This window comes from Streptomyces sp. NPDC088387 (genome assembly GCF_044753385.1).
In the GTDB taxonomy this organism is placed as follows: domain Bacteria; phylum Actinomycetota; class Actinomycetes; order Streptomycetales; family Streptomycetaceae; genus Streptomyces.
The window spans coordinates 22,148-41,380 of the sequence record NZ_JBIVNC010000011.1 but is presented as its reverse complement, the minus strand read 5'-3'; the positions used below and the strand labels follow the sequence as shown (position 1 = coordinate 41,380).

Annotated in this window: 20 protein-coding genes; 16 read left to right on the top strand and 4 right to left on the bottom strand. The window is 71.5% G+C overall.

The window, feature by feature from the left end:
- Positions 1–35 precede the first annotated feature (35 nt).
- Positions 36–887: an alpha/beta hydrolase gene (locus tag ACIQAC_RS27290; RefSeq protein ID WP_402195200.1), complete on the bottom strand. Its 852-nt coding sequence runs from the start codon at positions 885–887 to the stop codon at positions 36–38.
- A 183-nt stretch (positions 888–1,070) separates the two neighbouring features.
- Here ACIQAC_RS27290 and ACIQAC_RS27285 point away from each other — a divergent pair, with 183 nt between their 5' ends.
- The 6 genes from ACIQAC_RS27285 (at position 1,071) to ACIQAC_RS27260 (ending at position 6,772) form a co-directional block, all read left to right on the top strand.
- On the top strand, positions 1,071–1,859 hold the full coding sequence (locus tag ACIQAC_RS27285; protein WP_402195198.1) for a winged-helix domain-containing protein: 789 nt from the start codon (positions 1,071–1,073) through the stop codon (positions 1,857–1,859).
- A gap of 96 nt (positions 1,860–1,955) precedes the next feature.
- On the top strand, positions 1,956–2,978 hold the full coding sequence (locus tag ACIQAC_RS27280; RefSeq protein WP_402195197.1) for a LacI family DNA-binding transcriptional regulator: 1,023 nt from the start codon (positions 1,956–1,958) through the stop codon (positions 2,976–2,978).
- A gap of 183 nt (positions 2,979–3,161) precedes the next feature.
- On the top strand, positions 3,162–4,229 hold the full coding sequence (locus ACIQAC_RS27275; protein WP_402195195.1) for a S1C family serine protease: 1,068 nt from the start codon (positions 3,162–3,164) through the stop codon (positions 4,227–4,229).
- 10 nt (positions 4,230–4,239) lie between these two features.
- Positions 4,240–4,419: a hypothetical protein gene (locus ACIQAC_RS27270; protein WP_402195193.1), complete on the top strand. Its 180-nt coding sequence runs from the start codon at positions 4,240–4,242 to the stop codon at positions 4,417–4,419.
- Positions 4,420–4,571: 152 nt separating this feature from the next.
- A complete protein-coding gene (locus ACIQAC_RS27265) occupies positions 4,572–5,303 on the top strand; it encodes a response regulator transcription factor (protein WP_402195191.1) in 732 nt (243 codons plus the stop codon).
- The gene (locus tag ACIQAC_RS27260) at positions 5,300–6,772 is read left to right on the top strand and encodes a sensor histidine kinase (RefSeq protein WP_402195189.1); all 1,473 of its coding nucleotides are present in this window, start codon (positions 5,300–5,302) and stop codon (positions 6,770–6,772) included. The genes ACIQAC_RS27265 and ACIQAC_RS27260 overlap by 4 nt, the downstream gene beginning before the upstream one ends.
- A gap of 185 nt (positions 6,773–6,957) precedes the next feature.
- On the opposite strand, the gene ACIQAC_RS27255 is transcribed toward ACIQAC_RS27260, so the two are convergent.
- Positions 6,958–8,775, bottom strand: a complete 1,818-nt coding sequence (locus ACIQAC_RS27255) for a bifunctional metallophosphatase/5'-nucleotidase (RefSeq protein ID WP_402195187.1) — start codon at positions 8,773–8,775, stop codon at positions 6,958–6,960.
- A 172-nt stretch (positions 8,776–8,947) separates the two neighbouring features.
- Between ACIQAC_RS27255 and mshD the strand changes: the two genes are divergently transcribed.
- The 7 genes from mshD (at position 8,948) to ACIQAC_RS27220 (ending at position 16,413) form a co-directional block, all read left to right on the top strand.
- Positions 8,948–9,874, top strand: a complete 927-nt coding sequence (mshD, locus tag ACIQAC_RS27250; protein ID WP_402195186.1) for a mycothiol synthase — start codon at positions 8,948–8,950, stop codon at positions 9,872–9,874.
- Positions 9,875–9,974: 100 nt separating this feature from the next.
- A complete protein-coding gene (locus ACIQAC_RS27245; RefSeq protein ID WP_402195689.1) occupies positions 9,975–10,361 on the top strand; it encodes a GntR family transcriptional regulator in 387 nt (128 codons plus the stop codon).
- The gene (locus ACIQAC_RS27240) at positions 10,358–11,278 is read left to right on the top strand and encodes an ABC transporter ATP-binding protein (protein WP_402195184.1); all 921 of its coding nucleotides are present in this window, start codon (positions 10,358–10,360) and stop codon (positions 11,276–11,278) included. Before ACIQAC_RS27245 ends, ACIQAC_RS27240 begins: the two co-directional genes overlap by 4 nt.
- Positions 11,275–12,252 carry an ABC transporter permease gene (locus ACIQAC_RS27235; RefSeq protein ID WP_402195182.1) on the top strand — a complete coding sequence of 326 codons (978 nt, stop codon included), beginning with the start codon at positions 11,275–11,277 and terminating at the stop codon, positions 12,250–12,252. The genes ACIQAC_RS27240 and ACIQAC_RS27235 overlap by 4 nt, the downstream gene beginning before the upstream one ends.
- A gap of 193 nt (positions 12,253–12,445) precedes the next feature.
- On the top strand, positions 12,446–14,791 hold the full coding sequence (locus ACIQAC_RS27230; RefSeq protein WP_402195180.1) for an RNA degradosome polyphosphate kinase: 2,346 nt from the start codon (positions 12,446–12,448) through the stop codon (positions 14,789–14,791).
- Positions 14,772–15,953, top strand: a complete 1,182-nt coding sequence (locus tag ACIQAC_RS27225) for a CHAD domain-containing protein (protein WP_402195178.1) — start codon at positions 14,772–14,774, stop codon at positions 15,951–15,953. The genes ACIQAC_RS27230 and ACIQAC_RS27225 overlap by 20 nt, the downstream gene beginning before the upstream one ends.
- A 40-nt stretch (positions 15,954–15,993) precedes the next feature.
- The gene (locus ACIQAC_RS27220; protein ID WP_402195176.1) at positions 15,994–16,413 is read left to right on the top strand and encodes an NUDIX hydrolase; all 420 of its coding nucleotides are present in this window, start codon (positions 15,994–15,996) and stop codon (positions 16,411–16,413) included.
- 45 nt (positions 16,414–16,458) lie between these two features.
- On the opposite strand, the gene ACIQAC_RS27215 is transcribed toward ACIQAC_RS27220, so the two are convergent.
- On the bottom strand, positions 16,459–16,632 hold the full coding sequence (locus tag ACIQAC_RS27215) for a hypothetical protein (protein WP_402195175.1): 174 nt from the start codon (positions 16,630–16,632) through the stop codon (positions 16,459–16,461).
- A 198-nt stretch (positions 16,633–16,830) separates the two neighbouring features.
- Here ACIQAC_RS27215 and ACIQAC_RS27210 point away from each other — a divergent pair, with 198 nt between their 5' ends.
- Together ACIQAC_RS27210 and ACIQAC_RS27205 are read left to right on the top strand one after the other, a co-directional pair.
- On the top strand, positions 16,831–17,667 hold the full coding sequence (locus ACIQAC_RS27210; protein ID WP_402195172.1) for a hypothetical protein: 837 nt from the start codon (positions 16,831–16,833) through the stop codon (positions 17,665–17,667).
- 113 nt (positions 17,668–17,780) lie between these two features.
- Entirely contained in the window at positions 17,781–17,957 is a 177-nt protein-coding gene (locus ACIQAC_RS27205) for a hypothetical protein (RefSeq protein ID WP_402195170.1), read from the top strand.
- A 59-nt stretch (positions 17,958–18,016) separates the two neighbouring features.
- On the opposite strand, the gene ACIQAC_RS27200 is transcribed toward ACIQAC_RS27205, so the two are convergent.
- Positions 18,017–18,376: a metal-sensitive transcriptional regulator gene (locus tag ACIQAC_RS27200; RefSeq protein WP_402195167.1), complete on the bottom strand. Its 360-nt coding sequence runs from the start codon at positions 18,374–18,376 to the stop codon at positions 18,017–18,019.
- A 230-nt stretch (positions 18,377–18,606) separates the two neighbouring features.
- Here ACIQAC_RS27200 and ACIQAC_RS27195 point away from each other — a divergent pair, with 230 nt between their 5' ends.
- Positions 18,607–19,227 (top strand): DUF47 domain-containing protein, encoded by a 621-nt coding sequence (locus ACIQAC_RS27195; RefSeq protein WP_402195166.1) that lies wholly within the window; start codon positions 18,607–18,609, stop codon positions 19,225–19,227.
- The last annotated feature ends 6 nt before the right edge of the window (positions 19,228–19,233 follow it).

Sequence of the window (19,233 nt, the reverse complement as noted above, 5' to 3'; positions counted from 1 at the left end):
TCGGTCCTGTTGGTTCGGCATCGAACACGGTCAGGCTAGCCCGCCCGCTCGACCCCCCAGCGCCCGATCCTGGCGAGGAGTTCGTCGGTGGCCGCGTGCTCGGCGTGGCCCATGCCCGGCTCCAGCCAGAGTTCGCCGTGGTCACCGGCGGCCGCGGCCAGCATGTGGGGGTGGTCCACCGGGAAGTAGCCGTCGCGGTCGCCGTGCACGATGAGCAGCGGCGTCGGCGCGATCCGGGGCACGGCCTCGACCGGGGAGAGCGGCACCGGGTCCCAGCCGCGGTGCTGGATCCGGGTGCGCAGCCCGTACCGCCCCACCAGGCGGCCCTCGGGGCGGGTGACCAGCCAGTGCACGCGCCGCATGGGCGCCGTACCGCGGTAGTACCAGCGGGCCGGCGCGCTGACCGACACCACCGCCTCGGTCGACTGCGCGTGCAGCGCCGCATGCCGCAGCACCACCGAGCCGCCCATCGAGAAGCCGACGGTCACCACCCGCTCGTGCCCCTGCTCCCGTGCCCACGCCACGGCGGCGACCAGGTCGAGCACCTCGCGGTCGCCGACCGTGGAACGCCCGCCGGAGGCCCCGTGGCCGCGGAAGGAGAACGTGACGACGGCGCCGTACGGCAGCAGCGCGTCGACGACCCGGCGGACGTGCGGCTTGTCCACATCACCGGTGAACCCGTGGGCGACGACGAACGCCACATGGTCGGAGCGTGACGTCAACGTGTCGTATACGACGTCACCCCGGTCGTATACGGCGTCGATCCGCACACCGTCGGCGGTGTGCAGAAACGTCCGTGATGGGGTGGGTCTGCCACCCCCGGCCGTCTCATCCTTCGGACGAACGGTGATGGATCGTGCCGCATGGCCTGCCGGACCGTTGCTCATGTGGGCTATTCTGCTCGGCAGAGGACTCGGGCAGCGAAGCCCCCGGGTCCTTTTGTGCTTTCGGAAGCGTTGTATACGAAGCGGGAAACCCCAGGTGACCGCCGGTGTGTACGGGGCCTTCGGGATCGCAGCGCAGTGATGCACCGCACACGTCCTCGCAGGGACCGAGGAGGAACCAGACGTATGAGTTCTCTGCTGCTCCTGACCAATGCCCTCCAGCCGTCGTCGGAGGTGCTCCCCGCTCTCGGCCTGCTCCTGCACAACGTGCGGGTGGCCCCCGCCGAGGGGCCCGCACTCGTCGACACCCCGGGTGCCGACATCATCCTGATCGACGGCCGCCGTGACCTGCCGCAGGTCCGCAGCCTGTGTCAGCTGCTCCGCTCCACCGGCCCCGGCTGTCCGCTCATGCTCGTGGTGACGGAGGGCGGCCTCGCCGCGGTCACCGCGGACTGGGGCATCGACGACGTACTGCTGGACACCGCGGGACCCGCCGAGGTTGAGGCCCGGCTGCGGCTCGCGACCGGCCGCCAGCAGATCGTCAACGACGACTCCCCGATGGAGATCCGCAACGGCGATCTGTCGGTGGACGAGGCGACGTACAGCGCCAAGCTCAAGGGCCGGGTCCTGGACCTGACCTTCAAGGAGTTCGAGCTCCTGAAGTACCTCGCGCAGCACCCGGGCCGGGTCTTCACCCGCGCCCAGCTGCTCCAGGAGGTCTGGGGCTACGACTACTTCGGCGGCACCCGGACCGTGGACGTGCACGTACGGCGGCTGCGCGCGAAGCTCGGCCCCGAGCACGAGTCGCTGATCGGTACCGTGCGCAACGTCGGTTATCGATTCGTTACCCCGGAGAAGGTGGACCGGGCCGCGGACGAGGCGAAGGCCAAGGCGGCCCGGCCAAAGCCGGAGGATGCGGACAACGCACCCGCCGTCGCGGCAGAGGCGCCCGCCGAGGTGCCGGCCAAGGCGTAGGAGGCGCTCGGGCAGGGTGCGGGCGCCCGCCGGGGGCCCGCAGCCGGGCTTGCTTACGCCCTGCCCAGAGCGGGTCCATCCGCGTAGACTCCGCGCGTGGCCAAGGTGACAAGAGATGACGTGGCACGGCTGGCGGGAACATCCACGGCCGTAGTCAGCTACGTCATCAACAACGGACCCCGGCCGGTCGCCCCGGCCACGCGCGAGCGTGTCCTCGCCGCCATCAAGGAACTGGGCTACCGCCCGGACCGGGTGGCCCAGGCGATGGCGTCGCGGCGCACCGACCTCATAGGCCTGATCGTGCCGGACGCACGCCAGCCGTTCTTCGCGGAGATGGCGCACGCGGTCGAACAGGCCGCCTCCGAGCGCGGGAAAATGGTGCTCGTCGGCAACTCCGACTACATCGGCGAGCGCGAGGTCCACTATCTGCGGGCCTTCCTCGGGATGCGGGTCTCCGGTCTGATCCTGGTCAGCCACGCGCTGAACGACCTGGCCGCCGCCGAGATCGACGCCTGGGACGCCCGGGTCGTGCTGCTGCACGAACGCCCCGAGGCCATCGACGACGTCGCCGTCGTGCTGGACGACGTCAACGGCGCGCAGCTCGCCGTCGAGCATCTGCTGGGGCACGGCTACGACTACGTCGCCTGTATGGGCGGCACCGCGGAGACGCCGTCGGTCGGCGACCCGGTCTCCGACCACGTGGAGGGCTGGCGGCGCGCGATGAGCGGGGCCGGGCTGTCCACGGAGGGGCGGCTGTTCGAGGCGCCGTACAACCGGTACGACGCGTACCGGGTCGCCCTCGACATCCTGTCCGGGCCGCGGCGGCCCCCGGCCGTCTTCTGCTCCACCGACGACCAGGCGATCGGGCTGCTGCGCGCGGCCCGTGAGCTCCGCCTCGACGTGCCGGGGCAGTTGGCGGTGGTCGGCTTCGACGACATCAAGGAAGCGGCGCTGGCGGATCCGCCGATGACGACGGTCGCCTCCGACCGGTCGGCGATGGCGCGGGCCGCGGTGGATCTGGTCCTGGACGACGGGTTGCGGGTCGCGGGTTCGCGACGGGAGCGGCTGAAGGTGTTTCCTTCGCGGTTGGTGACGCGCCGGTCCTGTGGGTGTGAGTAGTCGTCGCAGGCCGGGTGCGGGTGCGTTGTGGCTTGTCGCGCCCCTGGGTGGGTTTCTCTGAACGGCGCCTGAGAAGGCGCCCTCAACGCCGAGCAACGCCCTTATATCGGGCATACGAGGTTCTGGCGGGCTTCTCAGCGGGCGCTCAGGAAGCTCTCATGGGCGGGCGGGAAGCTCATGGACATGACCGAGAGCTTCCGCCGCGACGGCGAGTACGACAGCGAGCACACGAACCCTGAGCAGGGTCCCCAGCAGCACGCATCCTCTCCCGTGAACCCCGAGTGGCCGCCGCCGCCCGCGTACCAGCCGCAGGCCGGTGCCGCCGAGGGCGCGCCCACCGCGCTGCTGCACGAGCCCGCCGCCCACGCCGCGCCGCGCAAGCGGACCCGGGGCCCGATCGCGCTGATCGCGGCCGTGGCGATCGTGGCGGCGGCGATCGGCGGCGGCACGGCGTACGGCATCCAGGAGCTGACCGGCTCCGACACCGTGGCCTCCTCCAGCTCCACCAGCACCAACGTGGTCCCGTCCAGCCAGCAGGGCACGGTCGCCGGTGTCGCCAAGGCGGTCAGCCCCAGCATCGTCGAGATCAACGCCACCTCGAACGCCGGTTCCTCCACCGGCTCCGGCGTGATCATCACCAGTGACGGCGAGATCGTCACCAACAACCACGTCGTGGCCGGCGCCTCCGAGGTCAAGGTCTCCACCAGCGACGGCAAGACGTACACCGCGCAGGTCGTCGGCACCGACCCCGCCAAGGACCTCGCCCTGATCAAGCTGGAGAACGCCTCCGGTCTGAAGGTGGCGACCCTCGGCGACTCCAGCGGCGTCCAGGTCGGCGACGAGGTCGTGGCGATCGGTTCGCCCGAGGGCCTGACCGGCACGGTGACCAGCGGCATCGTCTCCGCGCTCGACCGCGACGTGACCGTCTCCACGGACGAGGGCCAGCAGCAACAGCAGGGCGGACAGGGCGGCTGGCCGTTCGAGTTCGGTGGCCAGCAGTTCAACGGCGACACCGGCAACTCGACGACGACGTACAAGGCCCTCCAGACCGACGCCTCGCTGAACCCGGGCAACTCCGGCGGCGCGCTGATCGACATGAACGGCAACATCATCGGGATCAACTCCGCGATGTACTCGGCGGCGGGCTCCTCCTCCGGCGACGCGGGCAGCGTGGGCCTCGGCTTCGCGATCCCGATCAACACGGTCAAGGCCGACCTGGACACCCTGCGGGCCGGCGGCTCCGGAAGTTAGGAAAGACCTCATGATCCGGCAGATCACACACAGCACGAACGGGACCGACCCGGCCTCCTACGCCCTGGCCCTGGAGGTGGCGACGGAACTGCACGGCCCGCGCACCCGGGCACCCGAGCTGGCTCCGGGTGCGAGCCGGCCCGGGACCCACCGGGTGACCGCCCGCCGCAGCCGCACCCTGCGCGGCTGACGACGTCCGGCACGTCGGGCACGTCCGACACGTCCGGCCCGTCCGGCACGGTGGATCCCGTACGAAGGCTTACCGGCACGACCGGCCGACATGCGACGCTGATTGCTGAGAACGTCGACCGGCCCCTTCCCACCGCACCCGAGGACACGAGCATGAGCCCCGCCGATGGCGACCGTGACCCCCAGCGCATCCTGATCGTCGACGACGAGCCGGCGGTGCGCGAAGCGCTCCAGCGCAGCCTCGCCTTCGAGGGCTACGACACGGAGGTCGCGGTCGACGGCGCGGACGCCCTGGAGAAGGCCGCCGCGTACCGGCCCGACCTCGTCGTCCTCGACATCCAGATGCCCCGCATGGACGGTCTGACCGCCGCCCGCCGGATCCGCGGCGCGGGCGACACCATCCCGATCCTGATGCTGACCGCCCGGGACACCGTGGGCGACCGGGTCACCGGCCTGGACGCCGGCGCCGACGACTACCTGGTCAAGCCGTTCGAACTCGACGAGCTCTTCGCCCGGATCCGCGCGCTGCTGCGCCGCAGCTCCTACCCGGGCGCGGGCGGCGACGCCCCCGACGACGAGGCCCTCACCTTCGCCGACCTGCGCATGGACCTGGCCACCCGGGAGGTGACCCGCGCGGGCCGGCCGGTGGAGCTGACCCGTACGGAGTTCACCCTGCTGGAGATGTTCATGGCACACCCGCGTCAGGTCCTCACCCGCGAGCAGATCCTCAAGGCGGTCTGGGGCTTCGACTTCGAGCCCTCCTCCAACTCCCTCGACGTCTACGTCATGTACCTGCGCCGCAAGACCGAGGCCGGCGGCGAACCGCGCCTCGTGCACACCGTGCGGGGCGTGGGGTACGTCCTGCGCCAGGGCGGCGCCGAGTGAGCGGGTTCCTCCGCCGCGTCAGGTCCCTGCCGATCCGCTCCCGCCTGGCCCTGCTGGTCGCGGCGGCGGTGGCGTTCGCGGTGGCGGCGGTATCGGTGAGCTGCTGGTTCGTGGTGCGGGGGCGGCTGTACCAGGAGGTGGACAACGATCTGGCCCAGGCCAGCACTCCGCAGCGGGGCAGCGTGATCCAGTCGGTACTGGCGAACTGCACACAGGAGCCGGCCGGTTCGGACACCGGCCTCGACAGGCCCAACGACTACTACCTCCAACTGGTCCAGTCGGACGGGACCGCCTGTGTGTCCTCCGACTCCAGGGGCTTCGTCAAGACCAACGACAAGGACCAGGCGGTCGCCCGCGACTCGGACCCCAACGGTGTCTTCCGCACGGGCACCGACAGCGACGGCAATTCGGTACGGGTGCTCACGATGCCGCTGCTGCTGCAACAGCTGCCCACCCCCGGCGAGCCCGACCCCGCCCCGAAGGTCGTCCCGGACGCCGCGCTCCTCGTGGCCATCCCGCTGAAGTCCACCGAGAAGACCCTGAACGACCTGGCGTTGCTGCTGCTCGTGGTCTCCGGCATCGGGGTCCTGGTGGCGGGCGCGGCCGGACTCGCCGTCGCCCGTGCCGGGCTCACCCCTGTGGACCGGCTCACCGAGGCTGTCGAGCACGTGGCCCGTACCGAGGACCTCACGATCCGCATCCCGGTCGACGAGGAGAGCGAGGACGAGGTCGCCCGGCTGTCCCGTTCCTTCAACTCCATGACCTCGGCGCTGGCCGCCTCCCACGACCTCCAGCAGCAGCTGATCGCCGACGCGGGCCACGAACTCCGCACCCCCCTCACCTCACTCCGTACCAACATCGAACTCCTCACCCGCAGTGAGGAGACCGGCCGCCCCATCCCCGCGGCGGACCGCAAGGCGCTGCTCGCGTCGGTGACGGCCCAGATGACCGAACTGGCCGCCCTGATCGGCGACTTGCAGGAGCTGGCGCGTTCGGAGGGCCAGCGGGGCGAGCGGGTGCAGGTGGTGTCGTTGGAGGAGACCGTCGAGGCGGCGCTGCGCAGGGCGCGGCTGCGCGGTCCGGAGCTGACGATCAGCGCGCACGTCCGGCCCTGGTACGTGCGGGCGGAGCCGGCGGCGCTGGAGCGGGCGATCGTCAACATCCTCGACAACGCGGTGAAGTTCAGCCCCGAGGGCGGCACGATCGAGGTCGCCCTGACCAACGGTGTCCTCACGGTCCGGGACCACGGCCCCGGCATCCCCGCCGAGGAACTCCCCCACGTCTTCGACCGTTTCTGGCGCTCCCCCAGCGCGCGGGCCCTCCCCGGCTCGGGCCTCGGCCTCTCCATCGTCGCCCGCACGATCCGCCAGGCCGGCGGCGAGGTAACCCTGACCCACGCCCACGGTGGCGGCACGGTGGCCACGGTGAGACTGCCGGGCGCCCCAACACCCCCACCGGAAACGGCGTAACAACACCCGCCACCGAGACCCCGGCCCGCCTCAGGGGCGCGGGGAACTGCGCGACAAGCCACAACGCACCCGCACATACCCACCACCCCACCCACCCCACCCACCCCGCCGGAAACGACCGAGGCAGGGCCCGGTGTCACACTCCAGGCCCCGCCTCGTGAGGGTGTTCAGATCACCAGGGTCCGCTACCTGACAACGGTGATGCGATTCGCCGCCGGCGGCTCGATCGGATCCGCCGCCGACGAGTTCGCCGTCAGATACTTCTCCAGCGCCGCCAGATCGTCCGAGCCGACCAGCTCACCCGTGCCCTGCCCGAGCGTCGGGAAGCCGTCGCCGCCGGCCGCGAGGAAGCTGTTGGCCGCGACGCGGTAGACCGCCGTCGGGTCGACGGCCGCGCCGCCCACCCTGATCGAGTCGGTGACGACCCGGTCGGCGCCGCTCTTGGTCAGGTCGAGGGTGTACGTCAGCTGGGAAGAGACCTGAAGGATCTTCGGCGATGCCGCGTTGGCGCCGCTCACCTGCTCCTTGAGCACCTGGATCAGCTGCGCGCCGGTCACGCTCCGCAGGTTCACCGTGTTGGCGAACGGCTGGACCGTGAAGCCCTCCGCGTACGTCACCACACCGTCGCCCTCGCTGCCGTTGGCCGCGTAGGTCAGGGGCGCGCGGATGCCGCCGGGGTTCATCAGCGCGAGGTCGGTCTCCGGGTCCAGCTCCTTGCCGTACGCGAACTGCGCGTCCGCGATGAGGTCGCCCAGCGGGGACTCGGTGCCGGAGGTGCCGATGTCGGCGGAGATGTGGCCGATGGCGCGGTTGCCGATCGGGGCCGCGAGGGTGTTCCACTTGCCGATCAGCGAGGTCATGTCGGGCGCCTTGGGGACGTCCCGGCTGACCACGTGGTTCGCGGACTCGACGGCCGTACGGGCGATGTCACCGGTGCGACGGTCGTAGGTCAGCGTGGTGTCGGTGTAGAGGCGGCCGAAGGACGCGGCCGAGGTGACCATACGCGGGTTGCCCGCCGGGTCCGGGACCGTGCAGACGTACGCGGCGTGCGTGTGGCCGGTGACGAGCGCGTCGACCTGCGGGGTGACGTTCTTGGCGATGTCCGCGATCGGACCGGAGATGCCGTCGCCGGCGCCGGGCGAGTCACAGTCGTAGTTGTACGCCTGCGAGGCCGGGAAGCCGCCCTCGTGCACCAGCGCGACGATGGACTTCACGCCCTGGCTCTGGAGTTCCCTGGCGTACTTGTTGATGGTCTCGACCTCGTCCTTGAAGGCCAGGCCCTTGACGCCGTCGGCGGAGACGATGTCGGGCGTGCCTTCGAGGGTGACGCCGATGAAGCCGACCTTGACGCCGTTCTTCTTCCAGACCCAGTAGGGCTTGAGGATCGGCTTCTTCGTCTTCTCGTCGAGGACGTTGGCGGCGAGGTAGGGGAAGTCGGCGCCCTTGAACTTCTTGTCGGTGTAGCAGCCCTCGGTGGGGTGGCAGCCGCCGTTCTGGAGCCGGCCCAGTTCCTTGGCGCCCTCGTCGAACTCGTGGTTGCCGACGCTCGTCACGTCGAGGTCGAGCTTGTTCAGCGCCTCGATGGTGGGCTCGTCGTGGAACAGGCCCGAGATCAGCGGGGAGGCGCCGACCATGTCGCCGCCGGCCGCGGTGATGGAGTACTTCTCGCCCTTGCGCGCGTCGCGCAGATGCGTGGCGAGGTACTCGACGCCGCCCGCGTCGACGGTCTTCGTGGTGCCGTCGGCCTGGAGTTCGGTGACCCGGCCCGCGGATCCGGCCGGCGGCTCCAGGTTGCCGTGCAGGTCGTTGAAGGACAGCAGCTGGACGTCCTGGTAGCGGCTCGGCAGGTGCCGGGTCGGCTGCCGGCCGTCCTCGCCGGCGGCGGCGGTGCCGGGCAGCGCCGTCGCGGCGAGCGCGCCCGCCGTGGTCAGGCCGGCGACCGCGGCGAGCAGCCGGGTCGTGCGGCGTCTGACGCGCCGGTCGGGCTGGGAGATGAGTGGCATACGTCGCCCCCTGTGGGTCTCTGCTGAGATGTGCCGGTTCCGGGGCGCAGCCTAAAGTCAACGCGCGTAGCGCGACAGGGGTTTCAGGGTTACATGATGGTTTCCAGTGGGCCACGGCCCGATGGTTTCCCGTACCCCTCGACCGCACCGGCCGCCCCGTACCCTCGTATCCATGACCAGCGACGACAGCGCACAGGGCGGCCACGCCCGGACCATCGAGACCCTCACGGCACTCACTCCCGGGCAGACCGCCGCCGTGCTCGAACTGCTCGCCGAGGCCGCCCGCTCCGACGGGCAGCAGGCGGTGTCCGAGCAGGGCAGGCTGCAACTGCGCGGCGGGGAGCGCCCGGGCATCACGCATCTGCTGCTCACCGTCGGCGGCGAACTCGTCGGCTACGCGCAGCTGGAGGACACCGACCCGGTCGAGGCGCCCGCCGCCGAGCTGGTCGTGCACCCCGCGCACCGAGCGCACGGACACGGCCGGGCGCTCGGCTCGGCCCTGCTCGCCGTCTCCGGCAAGCGGCTGCGCGTCTGGGCGCACGGCGGCCACTCCGCGGCCCGGCATCTCGCCCAGGTCCTCGGCCTCACCCTGTTCCGTGAACTGCGCCAGATGCGGCGGCCGCTGACCGGCCTCGAACTGCCCGAGCCGGTGCTGCCGCCGGGTGTGGACGTGCGGACGTTCGTCCCCGGGCAGGACGACTCGGCCTGGCTCGCCGTCAACGCGGCGGCCTTCGCCCACCACCCGGAGCAGGGCTCGCTGACCCAGCGCGACCTCGACGACCGCAAGGCCGAGCCGTGGTTCGACCCGGCCGGCTTCTTCCTCGCGGAGCGCGCGGGCACGGTCGTCGGCTTCCACTGGACGAAGGTGCACGCCGAGGAGCAACTGGGCGAGGTGTACGTCGTAGGGGTCGACCCCGAGGCCCAGGGCGGCGGCCTCGGCAAGGCGCTCACCACGATCGGCCTGCGGCACCTGGCGGCCCGGGGACTGCCGACGGCGATGCTCTACGTGGACGCCGACAACAAGGCGGCGGTGACGGTGTACGAGCGGCTGGGTTTCACCACGTACGAGACGGACCTGATGTACCGCACGGAGACCTGAGGGCACCGCTTCGGGGACGAGGAGGGGGCGGCGACTTGACGCCGCCCCCTCTTTTGCACCACCCTTTCACTACTCAATTAGTGAAAGGGTGGTTGTCCGCGTGGTCGACTACCGGATCGACCGGCGCTCCGGCGTCGCCACCTATCTCCAGATCGTGCAGCAGACCAAACAGGCCCTCCGCCTCGGTCTCCTGGAGCCCGGCGACCGGCTCCCGACGGCCCGCGAGGTCGTCGAGGCCACCGCCATCAATCCGAACACCGTGCTCAAGGCCTACCGCGAGCTGGAACGTGACGGTCTGGTCGAGGCCAGACGCGGCCTCGGCACCTTCGTCCGCCGCACCCTCGGCACGGCACCGGCCGACTCGCCGCTCCACGCCGAGCTGGAGGAGTGGGCCCGGCGGGCACACGCCGCCGGCCTGGACCGGGACGACGTCGCCGCGCTCTTCACGTCCGTACTCGACAAGCACTTCAAGGGGGACCAGGAATGACCGACACCGCCATCGAGGCGGCCGCGCTGGGCAAGCGGTACGGGCGGCGCGGCAGGCCCGCCCTGGACCAGTGCGGCTTCCGGCTGCCGGCCGGCCGCGTCTGCGCGCTGGTCGGCCCGAACGGCGCGGGCAAGTCCACCCTGCTCGCCCTGGTCGCCGGACTGCTCCGCCCCACCGAGGGCACGGTCACCGTCCTCGGCACCACCCCGGCCGAAGCCCGCACACGCCTTGCCTACGTGGCGCAGGACAAGCCCCTGCACGCCAAGCTCAGCGTCGCCGAGACCCTGGGTATGGGCCGTGAGCTCAACCCCGGCCGCTGGGACGCGGCCGTCGCCGGGCGGATCGTCGCGGGCGGCGACCTCGACCCGGACGGCCGCGTCGGCAGCCTCTCCGGCGGTCAGCGCACCCGCGTCGCCCTCGCCCTGGCCCTCGGCAAACGCCCCGAACTGCTGCTGCTCGACGAGCCGATGGCCGACCTCGACCCGCTCGCCCGGCACGAGCTGATGGGCACCCTCCTCGCCGAGACCGCCGAGCACGGCTCCACGCTCCTGATGTCCTCGCACATCCTCGCCGACCTGGAGAACGCCTGCGACCACCTGGTGCTGCTGGGCGGCGGCCGGGTCCGGCTCGCCGGCCCGCTGGACGAGCTGATGGCCGCGCACGCGCTGGTCACCGGCGCCGCGGCCACCGGCCTCGCCCCGCACACGGTCGTCGAGTCCCGCACGGCCGGCCGCCAGGTCACCGCGCTGGTCCGGCCGCGGGGCCCGCTCGGCGACGGCTGGCAGAGCGCCGAGCCGTCCCTGGAGGAACTGGTCCTCGCCCACCTGCGCTCGCCGGACGCCCCGGAACTCGTGATCGACACGGTCGACGGGACGAACGGGACCCACACCACCGACGCCGAGGAGGCCGCCGTATGACCGCCACCGTCGCGACGATCGCGCCCGCCGAGGCGGAGCGGGGCGGGCCCCGCGGGATGACCTGGCTGCTGCTGCGGCTGCACCGGTCGGCGCTGTGGTTCTGGGCGATGCTGGTGGCCGTCGGCAGTGGCGCCCTGCTGTGGGCGTACGGGTTCGGGGTCGACGCGGCCGAGGACGTGTTCCGGCGGATGGACTGCTCCCCCGGACTCTGCGACACCAGCGGCGGCGCCTTCCAGCGCTACGACATGGCCTGGGGTCTCGCCACCGGCCTGCTCCTGGTGGCCCCGATCCTGATCGCCGGGTGGGCGGGCAGCTCCCTGATCGGCCGCGAGCTGGAGCAGGGCACCGCCCGGCTGACCTGGACACAGTCCGTGACCCCGGCCCGCTGGCTCGCCTCGAAGCTGGCCCTGCCCGCCGTGGTGATCGCCTCGGGCACCCTGGTGCTGACCCTGCTGCACCGGCTGCTGTGGTCCGCCGACGGCTTCCTGCGCGAGGCGACCAACACCCGCGAGTGGCACAACAGCCCCACCTTCACCACCAACGGCACGATCGCCACCGCCTACGCCCTGCTGGCCCTGGCCATCGGCGTGCTGGCCGGCATGCTCACCCGCAAGGCCTCCTCCGGACTCACCCTGGGCGTGCTGGGCCTGCTGGTGGTGACCGGGGCCGTGAACGAGCTGCGCCCGCGGCTGTGGCCGGTCGACACGGTGACCGACCCGAACGAGTACCCGCCGATCAACGGCACCATGGTCGACGAGGGCGCCCTCACCGCCTCCGGCGACCGGATCACCGACCCGCTCTGCCTCGACAACGTCGAGTGCCAGGTCCGGGAGGGCGTCGTCGGCTACTACCGGGAATTCCACCCGCCCGCCCACTTCTGGCCACTCCAGCTCGTGGAGACGGCCGTCCTCCTGGCCGTCGCCGGGCTCGCGATCTGGGCGGCGTTCGGTATCCTGCGGCGCCGGGTCGCCTAGGGCGGGCGCCGCACAGGCCCGGTCCCACCCCGGTGGGTGTACGTCCCGTCACGAGCGGGAAGGACGTACACCCGCCGGGGCGCTTGTGCTCACCCGGGCGGACCGCCTTTCGACCCCCGCGAGCCGCCCCCCGCTATCCCGCACGTCATGTCTCCGTAACCATTGATTCAGACGGTCTTGCGACGCTCTGCCAATGAACCCCGCCGTGCCCGAGCCGTCACCGACCCCCGAGGGAATGGTCGTCGCGCTCCCGCCAGCGCCCTCCGACGCGCCCGTTAGCGTCGGCGCGCGGAAGAATGGGTCCATGAGCCAGCAAACCACCCCCAAGGCCGAGACCCAGCACCCCCAGCCCTCCGTGGGCTCCCTCGCCGCGCACCGCCCGCACACGGTGGCCGCCACGGTCTCCGACCTGGAACCCGACATCGACGCCGACCTCGACGCGTACGACGACTCGGCCGACGACGGGACGCAGCTGCCCCAGGGCCGCTTCCTCGACCGGGAACGCAGCTGGCTCGCCTTCAACGAACGGGTCCTGGAACTCGCCGAGGACCCGAACACCCCGCTCCTGGAGCGCGCCAACTTCCTCGCGATCTTCGCCAGCAACCTGGACGAGTTCTTCATGGTCCGGGTCGCCGGACTCAAGCGCCGCATCGACACCGGCGTCGCCACCCGCTCCGCCTCCGGCCTCCAGCCGTCCCAGGTCCTGGAGATGATCTGGGCCCGCTCCCGCGAGCTGATGGCCCGGCACGCCGCCTGCTTCCACGAGGACGTCGCCCCGGCACTCGCCGAGGAGGGCATCCACCTGGTCCGCTGGAACGAGCTGGCGGAGAAGGAACAGGCCCGCCTGTTCATGCTCTTCCGCAACCAGATCTTCCCGATCCTCACCCCGCTGGCCGTCGACCCGGCCCACCCCTTCCCGTACATCTCCGGCCTCTCCCTGAACCTGGCCGTGGTGGTACGGAACCCGGTCAGCGGCAACCGGCACTTCGCCCGCGTGAAGGTGCCGCCGCTGCTCGCCCGCTTCCTGGAGAGCTCCCCGGGCCGGTACGTGCCGATCGAGGACATCATCGGCGCCCACCTCGAAGAGCTGTTCCCGGGCATGGAGGTGCTGGAGCACCACGCCTTCCGGGTCACCCGCAACGAGGACCTGGAGGTCGAGGAGGACGACACCGAGAACCTCCTCCAGGCCCTGGAGAAGGAACTCATGCGGCGCCGCTTCGGCCCGCCGGTGCGACTCGAGGTCGAGGAGTCCATCGACCGCGAGGTGCTCGACCTGCTGGTGCGCGAGCTGAAGATCACCGAGGCGGAGGTCTACCCGCTGCCCGGCCCGCTCGACCTCACCGGCCTGTTCCGCATCCACCGCCTGGACCGGCCCGAGCTGAAGTACCGCCGGTTCATCGCCGGCACCCACCGCGATCTCGCCGAGGTCGAGTCGGCCTCCGCCGCAGACATCTTCGGCGCCCTGCGCCAGCGCGACGTCCTGCTCCACCACCCGTACGACTCCTTCTCCACCTCCGTCCAGGCCTTCCTGGAGCAGGCGGCCAAGGACCCCGACGTCCTCGCGATCAAGCAGACCCTGTACCGGACCTCGGGCGACTCCCCGATCGTCGACGCGCTCATAGAAGCGGCCGAGGCCGGCAAGCAGGTCCTCGTCCTGGTGGAGATCAAGGCCCGCTTCGACGAGCACGCCAACATCGAGTGGGCGCGCAAACTGGAGGAGGCCGGCTGCCACGTCGTCTACGGCCTGGTCGGCCTCAAGACGCACTGCAAGCTGTCGCTCGTGGTCCGCCAGGAGGGCGACACCCTGCGGCGGTACTGCCACGTCGGCACCGGCAACTACCACCCCAAGACGGCCCGGCTGTACGAGGACCTCGGTCTGCTCACCGCCGACCCGCAGGTCGGCGCGGACCTGTCCGACCTGTTCAACCGGCTCTCCGGCTACTCGCGCCGCGAGACCTACCGCCGGCTCCTGGTCGCCCCGAAATCCCTGCGCGGCGGCCTGGTCTCACGGATCGAGAAGGAGGTCCAGCACCACCGTGCCGGACGTCCCGCCCACGTCCGTATCAAGGTCAACTCGATCGTCGACGAGGCCATCATCGACGCCCTGTACCGGGCGTCCCAGGCGGGAGTACCCGTCGACATCTGGGTGCGTGGCATCTGCGCGCTGCGCCCCGGAGTAGCGGGCCTTTCGGAGAACATCCGGGTCCGCTCGATCCTCGGCCGCTTCCTGGAACACTCCCGCGTGTTCGCCTTCGGCAACGGAGGAGAACCCGAGGTGTGGATCGGCAGCGCCGACATGATGCACCGCAACCTCGACCGCCGCATCGAGGCCCTCGTCCGGGTCGTCGAGCCGGCCCACCGCGCCGCGCTCAACCGGCTCCTGGAGTCGGGCATGTCCGACGCCACCGCGTCCTGGCACCTGGGCCCGGACGGCGAGTGGACCCGGCACGCGACCGACGCGGACGGCGGGCCACTGCGGAACGTCCAGGAGACGCTCATAGACGCCCGGAGGCGCCGGCGTGGCACAGCAACACCTTGACCAGACGGAGCCCTTGACCGGGGCGGTGACGGGGGACGCCCTCGCGGGCTACCTGCGCGCCCAGGCCACGGAGTTCCTCCGTGCCCTCCGGCAGCACCGGGAGACCGGCGCCGGGGCACACCACAACGGCACGGAGGAGTCCGTCGATTCGGCGCGCGCCCTGCGCCGCTCGGCCCGCCGCATCAGCGGCAGCCTGCACACCTTCCGTCCCCTGCTGGACCCCGACTGGTCGGAGGCGATCCGCCCCGAACTGGCCTGGCTCTCCGGCACGCTGGCCCTGGAGCACGCCTACGAGTCCCGCCTGGACCGTCTCCTCCAAGCCCTCCACCGCCTCTCGGGCACCCCCCAACTCCCCACCCAAACCACGGACGCAACTGCGGGCAGTCGTGCCGACGCAGCCGCGGGCAGTCGCACCGACGCAGCTACGGGCAGTCGCACCGACGCAGCTGCGGGCAGTCGTGCCGCTGGGGCGGCACGGGTGGGCGCAGCGGCACCAGGCAACGCCGGCGCACCCACCCACCCGACGGCCCCCCAGGAGCGCGGCAACCTCACAGTCGGCGCGGCAAAGGCAGGCGCGCTGCTGGACCGCCAACTCACCCTGGCCCGGACAAGGGCACACAGCACCGCCCTCCAGGCCCTCGGCAGCAGCCGCTTCCACGCGGTCGCCGACAAGGTCGCCGTCCTCGCCAGCGAGGTCCCCCTCACCGCCACGGCCACGACGGCCCCCCTCCACACCCCGGCCACCGCCGCGGAGGAACGCCTCACGGACGCCGTAGCCGCGCTCCCCCTCGTCAAGGCGGGCCACCCCTACAACGCGGAGGCCCTCATCCACGGCCTCTCCCCGGACCCGGCCCCGCACCCCCAGGACGCCCCCTGGCACCAGGTCCGCCTCCTGCTCCGCCTGCACCGCTATGCACTGGAAGTGCTCCGCGGCCAGACCCCCGACGACGTCCGGCTGCTTGAGGCGGGCCAGGCCCTCAACCGGCACCGCGACGCCTCGGAGGCCGCGTCCGCCGCGGCCCAGGCGGCGCGCACCCCCCGGATCGCACCGGCGACGGCGTACGCCCTCGGGGTGCTCCACGCCGACCAGCGGCACGAGGTCGAGGCGGCCCGGTTCGCGTTCCAGCAGGCGTGGCAGAAGGAAACGGTGAGGACGCCCTGACCGGGCGGACCACAGGACGACGAGCTCAGGGGTGACCCGTATGCACGACACCACGGTCCTGGCGGCGGGCTGTCTCCTGTGGCGCCGCTCACCGCTCGACGGCGGACTGCGGCTCTGTCTCGTCCACCGGCCGAAGTACGACGACTGGTCCCACCCGAAGGGCAAGCTCAAGCGGGGCGAGGAGGCGCTCGCGGGGGCGCTGCGCGAGGTGGCCGAGGAGACCGGCTACACCGCGGCGCCCGGCACCGAGCTCAGCACCACCCGCTACCTCGCCAACGGCCGCCCCAAAGAGGTGCGTTACTGGGCGGCCGAGGCGACCGGCGGCGCCTTCGCCCCGAACGACGAGGTCGACCGCATCCTCTGGCTCACCCCGGAGGAGGCCCGCACCCGCCTCACCCAGCCTCGTGACCAGGACCTCGTCACCGAACTGGTCCGCGCGCTCGAACACACGGGGAACTGACCGGCACGGCTCCAGGGGGCCGGAGCCGGTACCGGCGGGCAGGGCTCACCCGGCCGTCAGATGGCCCTGGGCGTCCGTTCTCGCCAGGCTGCGGGCGCGCCGGGCCGGGCCCCGCCAGCCGCAGACGCAGCTGGCCAGACAGAAGGGGCCCCGTTCGACGGTGCTCGTGCGGTGTTCCGGAAGGTCCTGCGGGGCGGCGGACCGCTCCTCGTGTGTCACGTCCTCCAAGGTAGCGAGGCCGGGTAAACAGTGCGCATGGCGCGCGTCGAGGTCGTGTAACGACCCTTGCGTACGCCGGAGCGGACCCCCGTGTCCGGGGCACCCCCTTCCCCTGCGGCGAGCGTGACGGCGCTTCCTACCCGTCGTTAACCGGAACGACGGCGGGCCCGGGACACGGACGGCTGGGGGTAGCGGCAGATGGCGCGTTGGCAGCACGGCAAGGCGGGCGGCACGGTCGTCGCGGGGCTCATGGCCGGTGTCTGTCTGGCCGCCGCGGGCTGTTCCGGCGGCGGTGCCGTCGCCGACGACGCGCCGGCCCCCGATCCGGTCCCGGCCCTGCACCGGGCCGCGGACGCCCTGGTCGACGCCGGCACCTCCAAGGCCCGTACGTCGATGGAGATGGCGACCGGCGGCACCCGTGTGACCATCCGCGGCGAGGGCGTCTACGACTACACCCGCCGCCTCGGCGAGCTGAAGGTACGGCTGCCGCAGGACCCGGCGGGCCGCGGCGAGGACCCGCCCATCACCGAACTGCTCGCGCCGGGCGCCCTGTTCATGAAGAACCGCGGCGCCGGAGTCCCCGCCGACAAGTGGGTCCGGGTCGAGACCGCCTCCCTGTCCGACGGCAACCTGGTGACCGGCGGGGCCACCGACCCGTTCGCCGCGGCCGAGGTGCTGCGCGGGGCGCGGACGGCGACGTACGTCGGCGAGACGGAGGTCGCGGGCACCGAGGTCCGGCACTACCGCGGCACCGCCGATCTGGCACTGGCCGCGAAGGGCGCCTCCGCGGGCGGCCGTGACTCGCTGCGCGCGGCGGCGAAAGGGTTCGCCACGGCCGCGGTCCCGTTCGACGTGTTCCTCGACGACGAGGGCAGGATCCGCAAGGTCAGGCACCGTTTCAGCTTTGTCGGCGGACGCGACAGGGGCACCGTGGCGGTCGCCTCGACGACCCTGCTGTACGACTTCGGGGTCCGGGTGGACGTACGGTTGCCGGACCGCGCGGACATCTACGCCGGCAGAATCGCCGAGGAGTGAGCGGGCCCCCAGGGACGACCCGCCCCAGGGCGCGAGAACTAGCCCGTCCGTGCCATGCGCGTTGTGTTGACGGCTCCCTACTCTAGGAAGTCGGTGACGGCAGAGACGAGGTGATGCACGTGGCTCCGGTCGGCGGTACGGCAGTACAGGACTACGTGGCCCTCGCCGAGATCGAGCTCTGCGGAGAGCTGATCATCGCGGCCTCGGCCGCGCACGAGGACCGGCTCAGCCTGGAGAGCATCGACGAGGTGCTGCGGGTGGCCGAGGAGCGCGGCACGCAGAGCGGCTGAACGCGACCGGCGGGCGGACACCGAGTGCCCACCCGCCGGTTTTCGGCCACTTCCGCGGCTCAGGTGCGCAGCAGCCGCCCGATCGCCTTCGTCGCTTCCTCGACCTTGGCGTCGATCTCGTCGCCGCCCTTGACGGCGGCGTCGGCCACGCAGTGCCGCAGATGCTCCTCCAGGAGCTGCAACGCGAAGGACTGGAGGGCCTTCGTGGACGCGGAGACCTGCGTGAGTATGTCGATGCAGTAGACGTCCTCGTCGACCATCCGCTGGAGACCGCGGATCTGCCCCTCGATCCGGCGCAGCCGCTTCAGGTGCTCGTCCTTCTGCTTGTGGTAGCCGTGCACTCCGCGGTCGTGGTCCGTGACCACTTCCCCGGTCACGGGGGCGGAGGGCGCTCCCGCGCCGGCCTCTGTGGTCGTCATCGCGTCCTCCAGCTCCAGACACATACCCCTACTGGGTATATGGTAGCGAATTCTCCTGGGTATAGGGCCTTTGGCCAACGCCTCCGGCAATGGCCGGGCCGCGACCTCGTACCGCCCCCGTGCCGACAAGTCTGCTTTATGGGCGACACTGGGGGACGGCCCATTAGCCGTGGCCGGATGATGCGCCTAGCATCAGCCTGACCGAAACCGAAGCACCAAGAGGACCCCACGTGCGCTTTCGTCTGACCCCCCGGGAGACGAGCTTCTACGACATGTTCGCCGCATCCGCGGACAACATCGTCACGGGCTCGAAACTCCTGATGGAACTGCTCGGGGCGGACGCGTCTGCCCGGGCCGAGATCGCGGAGCGTATGCGGGCAGCGGAACACGCCGGTGACGACGCCACACACGCGATCTTCCACCAGCTGAACTCCTCGTTCATCACGCCCTTCGACCGCGAGGACATCTACAACCTCGCGTCCTGCCTCGACGACATCATGGACTTCATGGAGGAAGCCGTCGACCTGGTCGTCCTCTACAACGTCGAGGAGCTTCCCAAGGGCGTCGAGCAGCAGATCGAGGTGCTGGCGCGGGCCGCCGAGCTGACGGCCGAGGCGATGCCGAACCTGCGCACGATGGACAACCTCACCGAGTACTGGATCGAGGTCAACCGCCTGGAGAACCAGGCCGACCAGATCCACCGCAAGCTGCTGGCCCACCTCTTCAACGGCAAGTACGACGCCATCGAGGTCCTCAAGCTGAAGCAGATCGTGGATGTCCTCGAAGAGGCCGCGGACGCCTTCGAGCACGTGGCGAACACGGTGGAGACCATCGCGGTAAAGGAGTCCTGAGGCCCG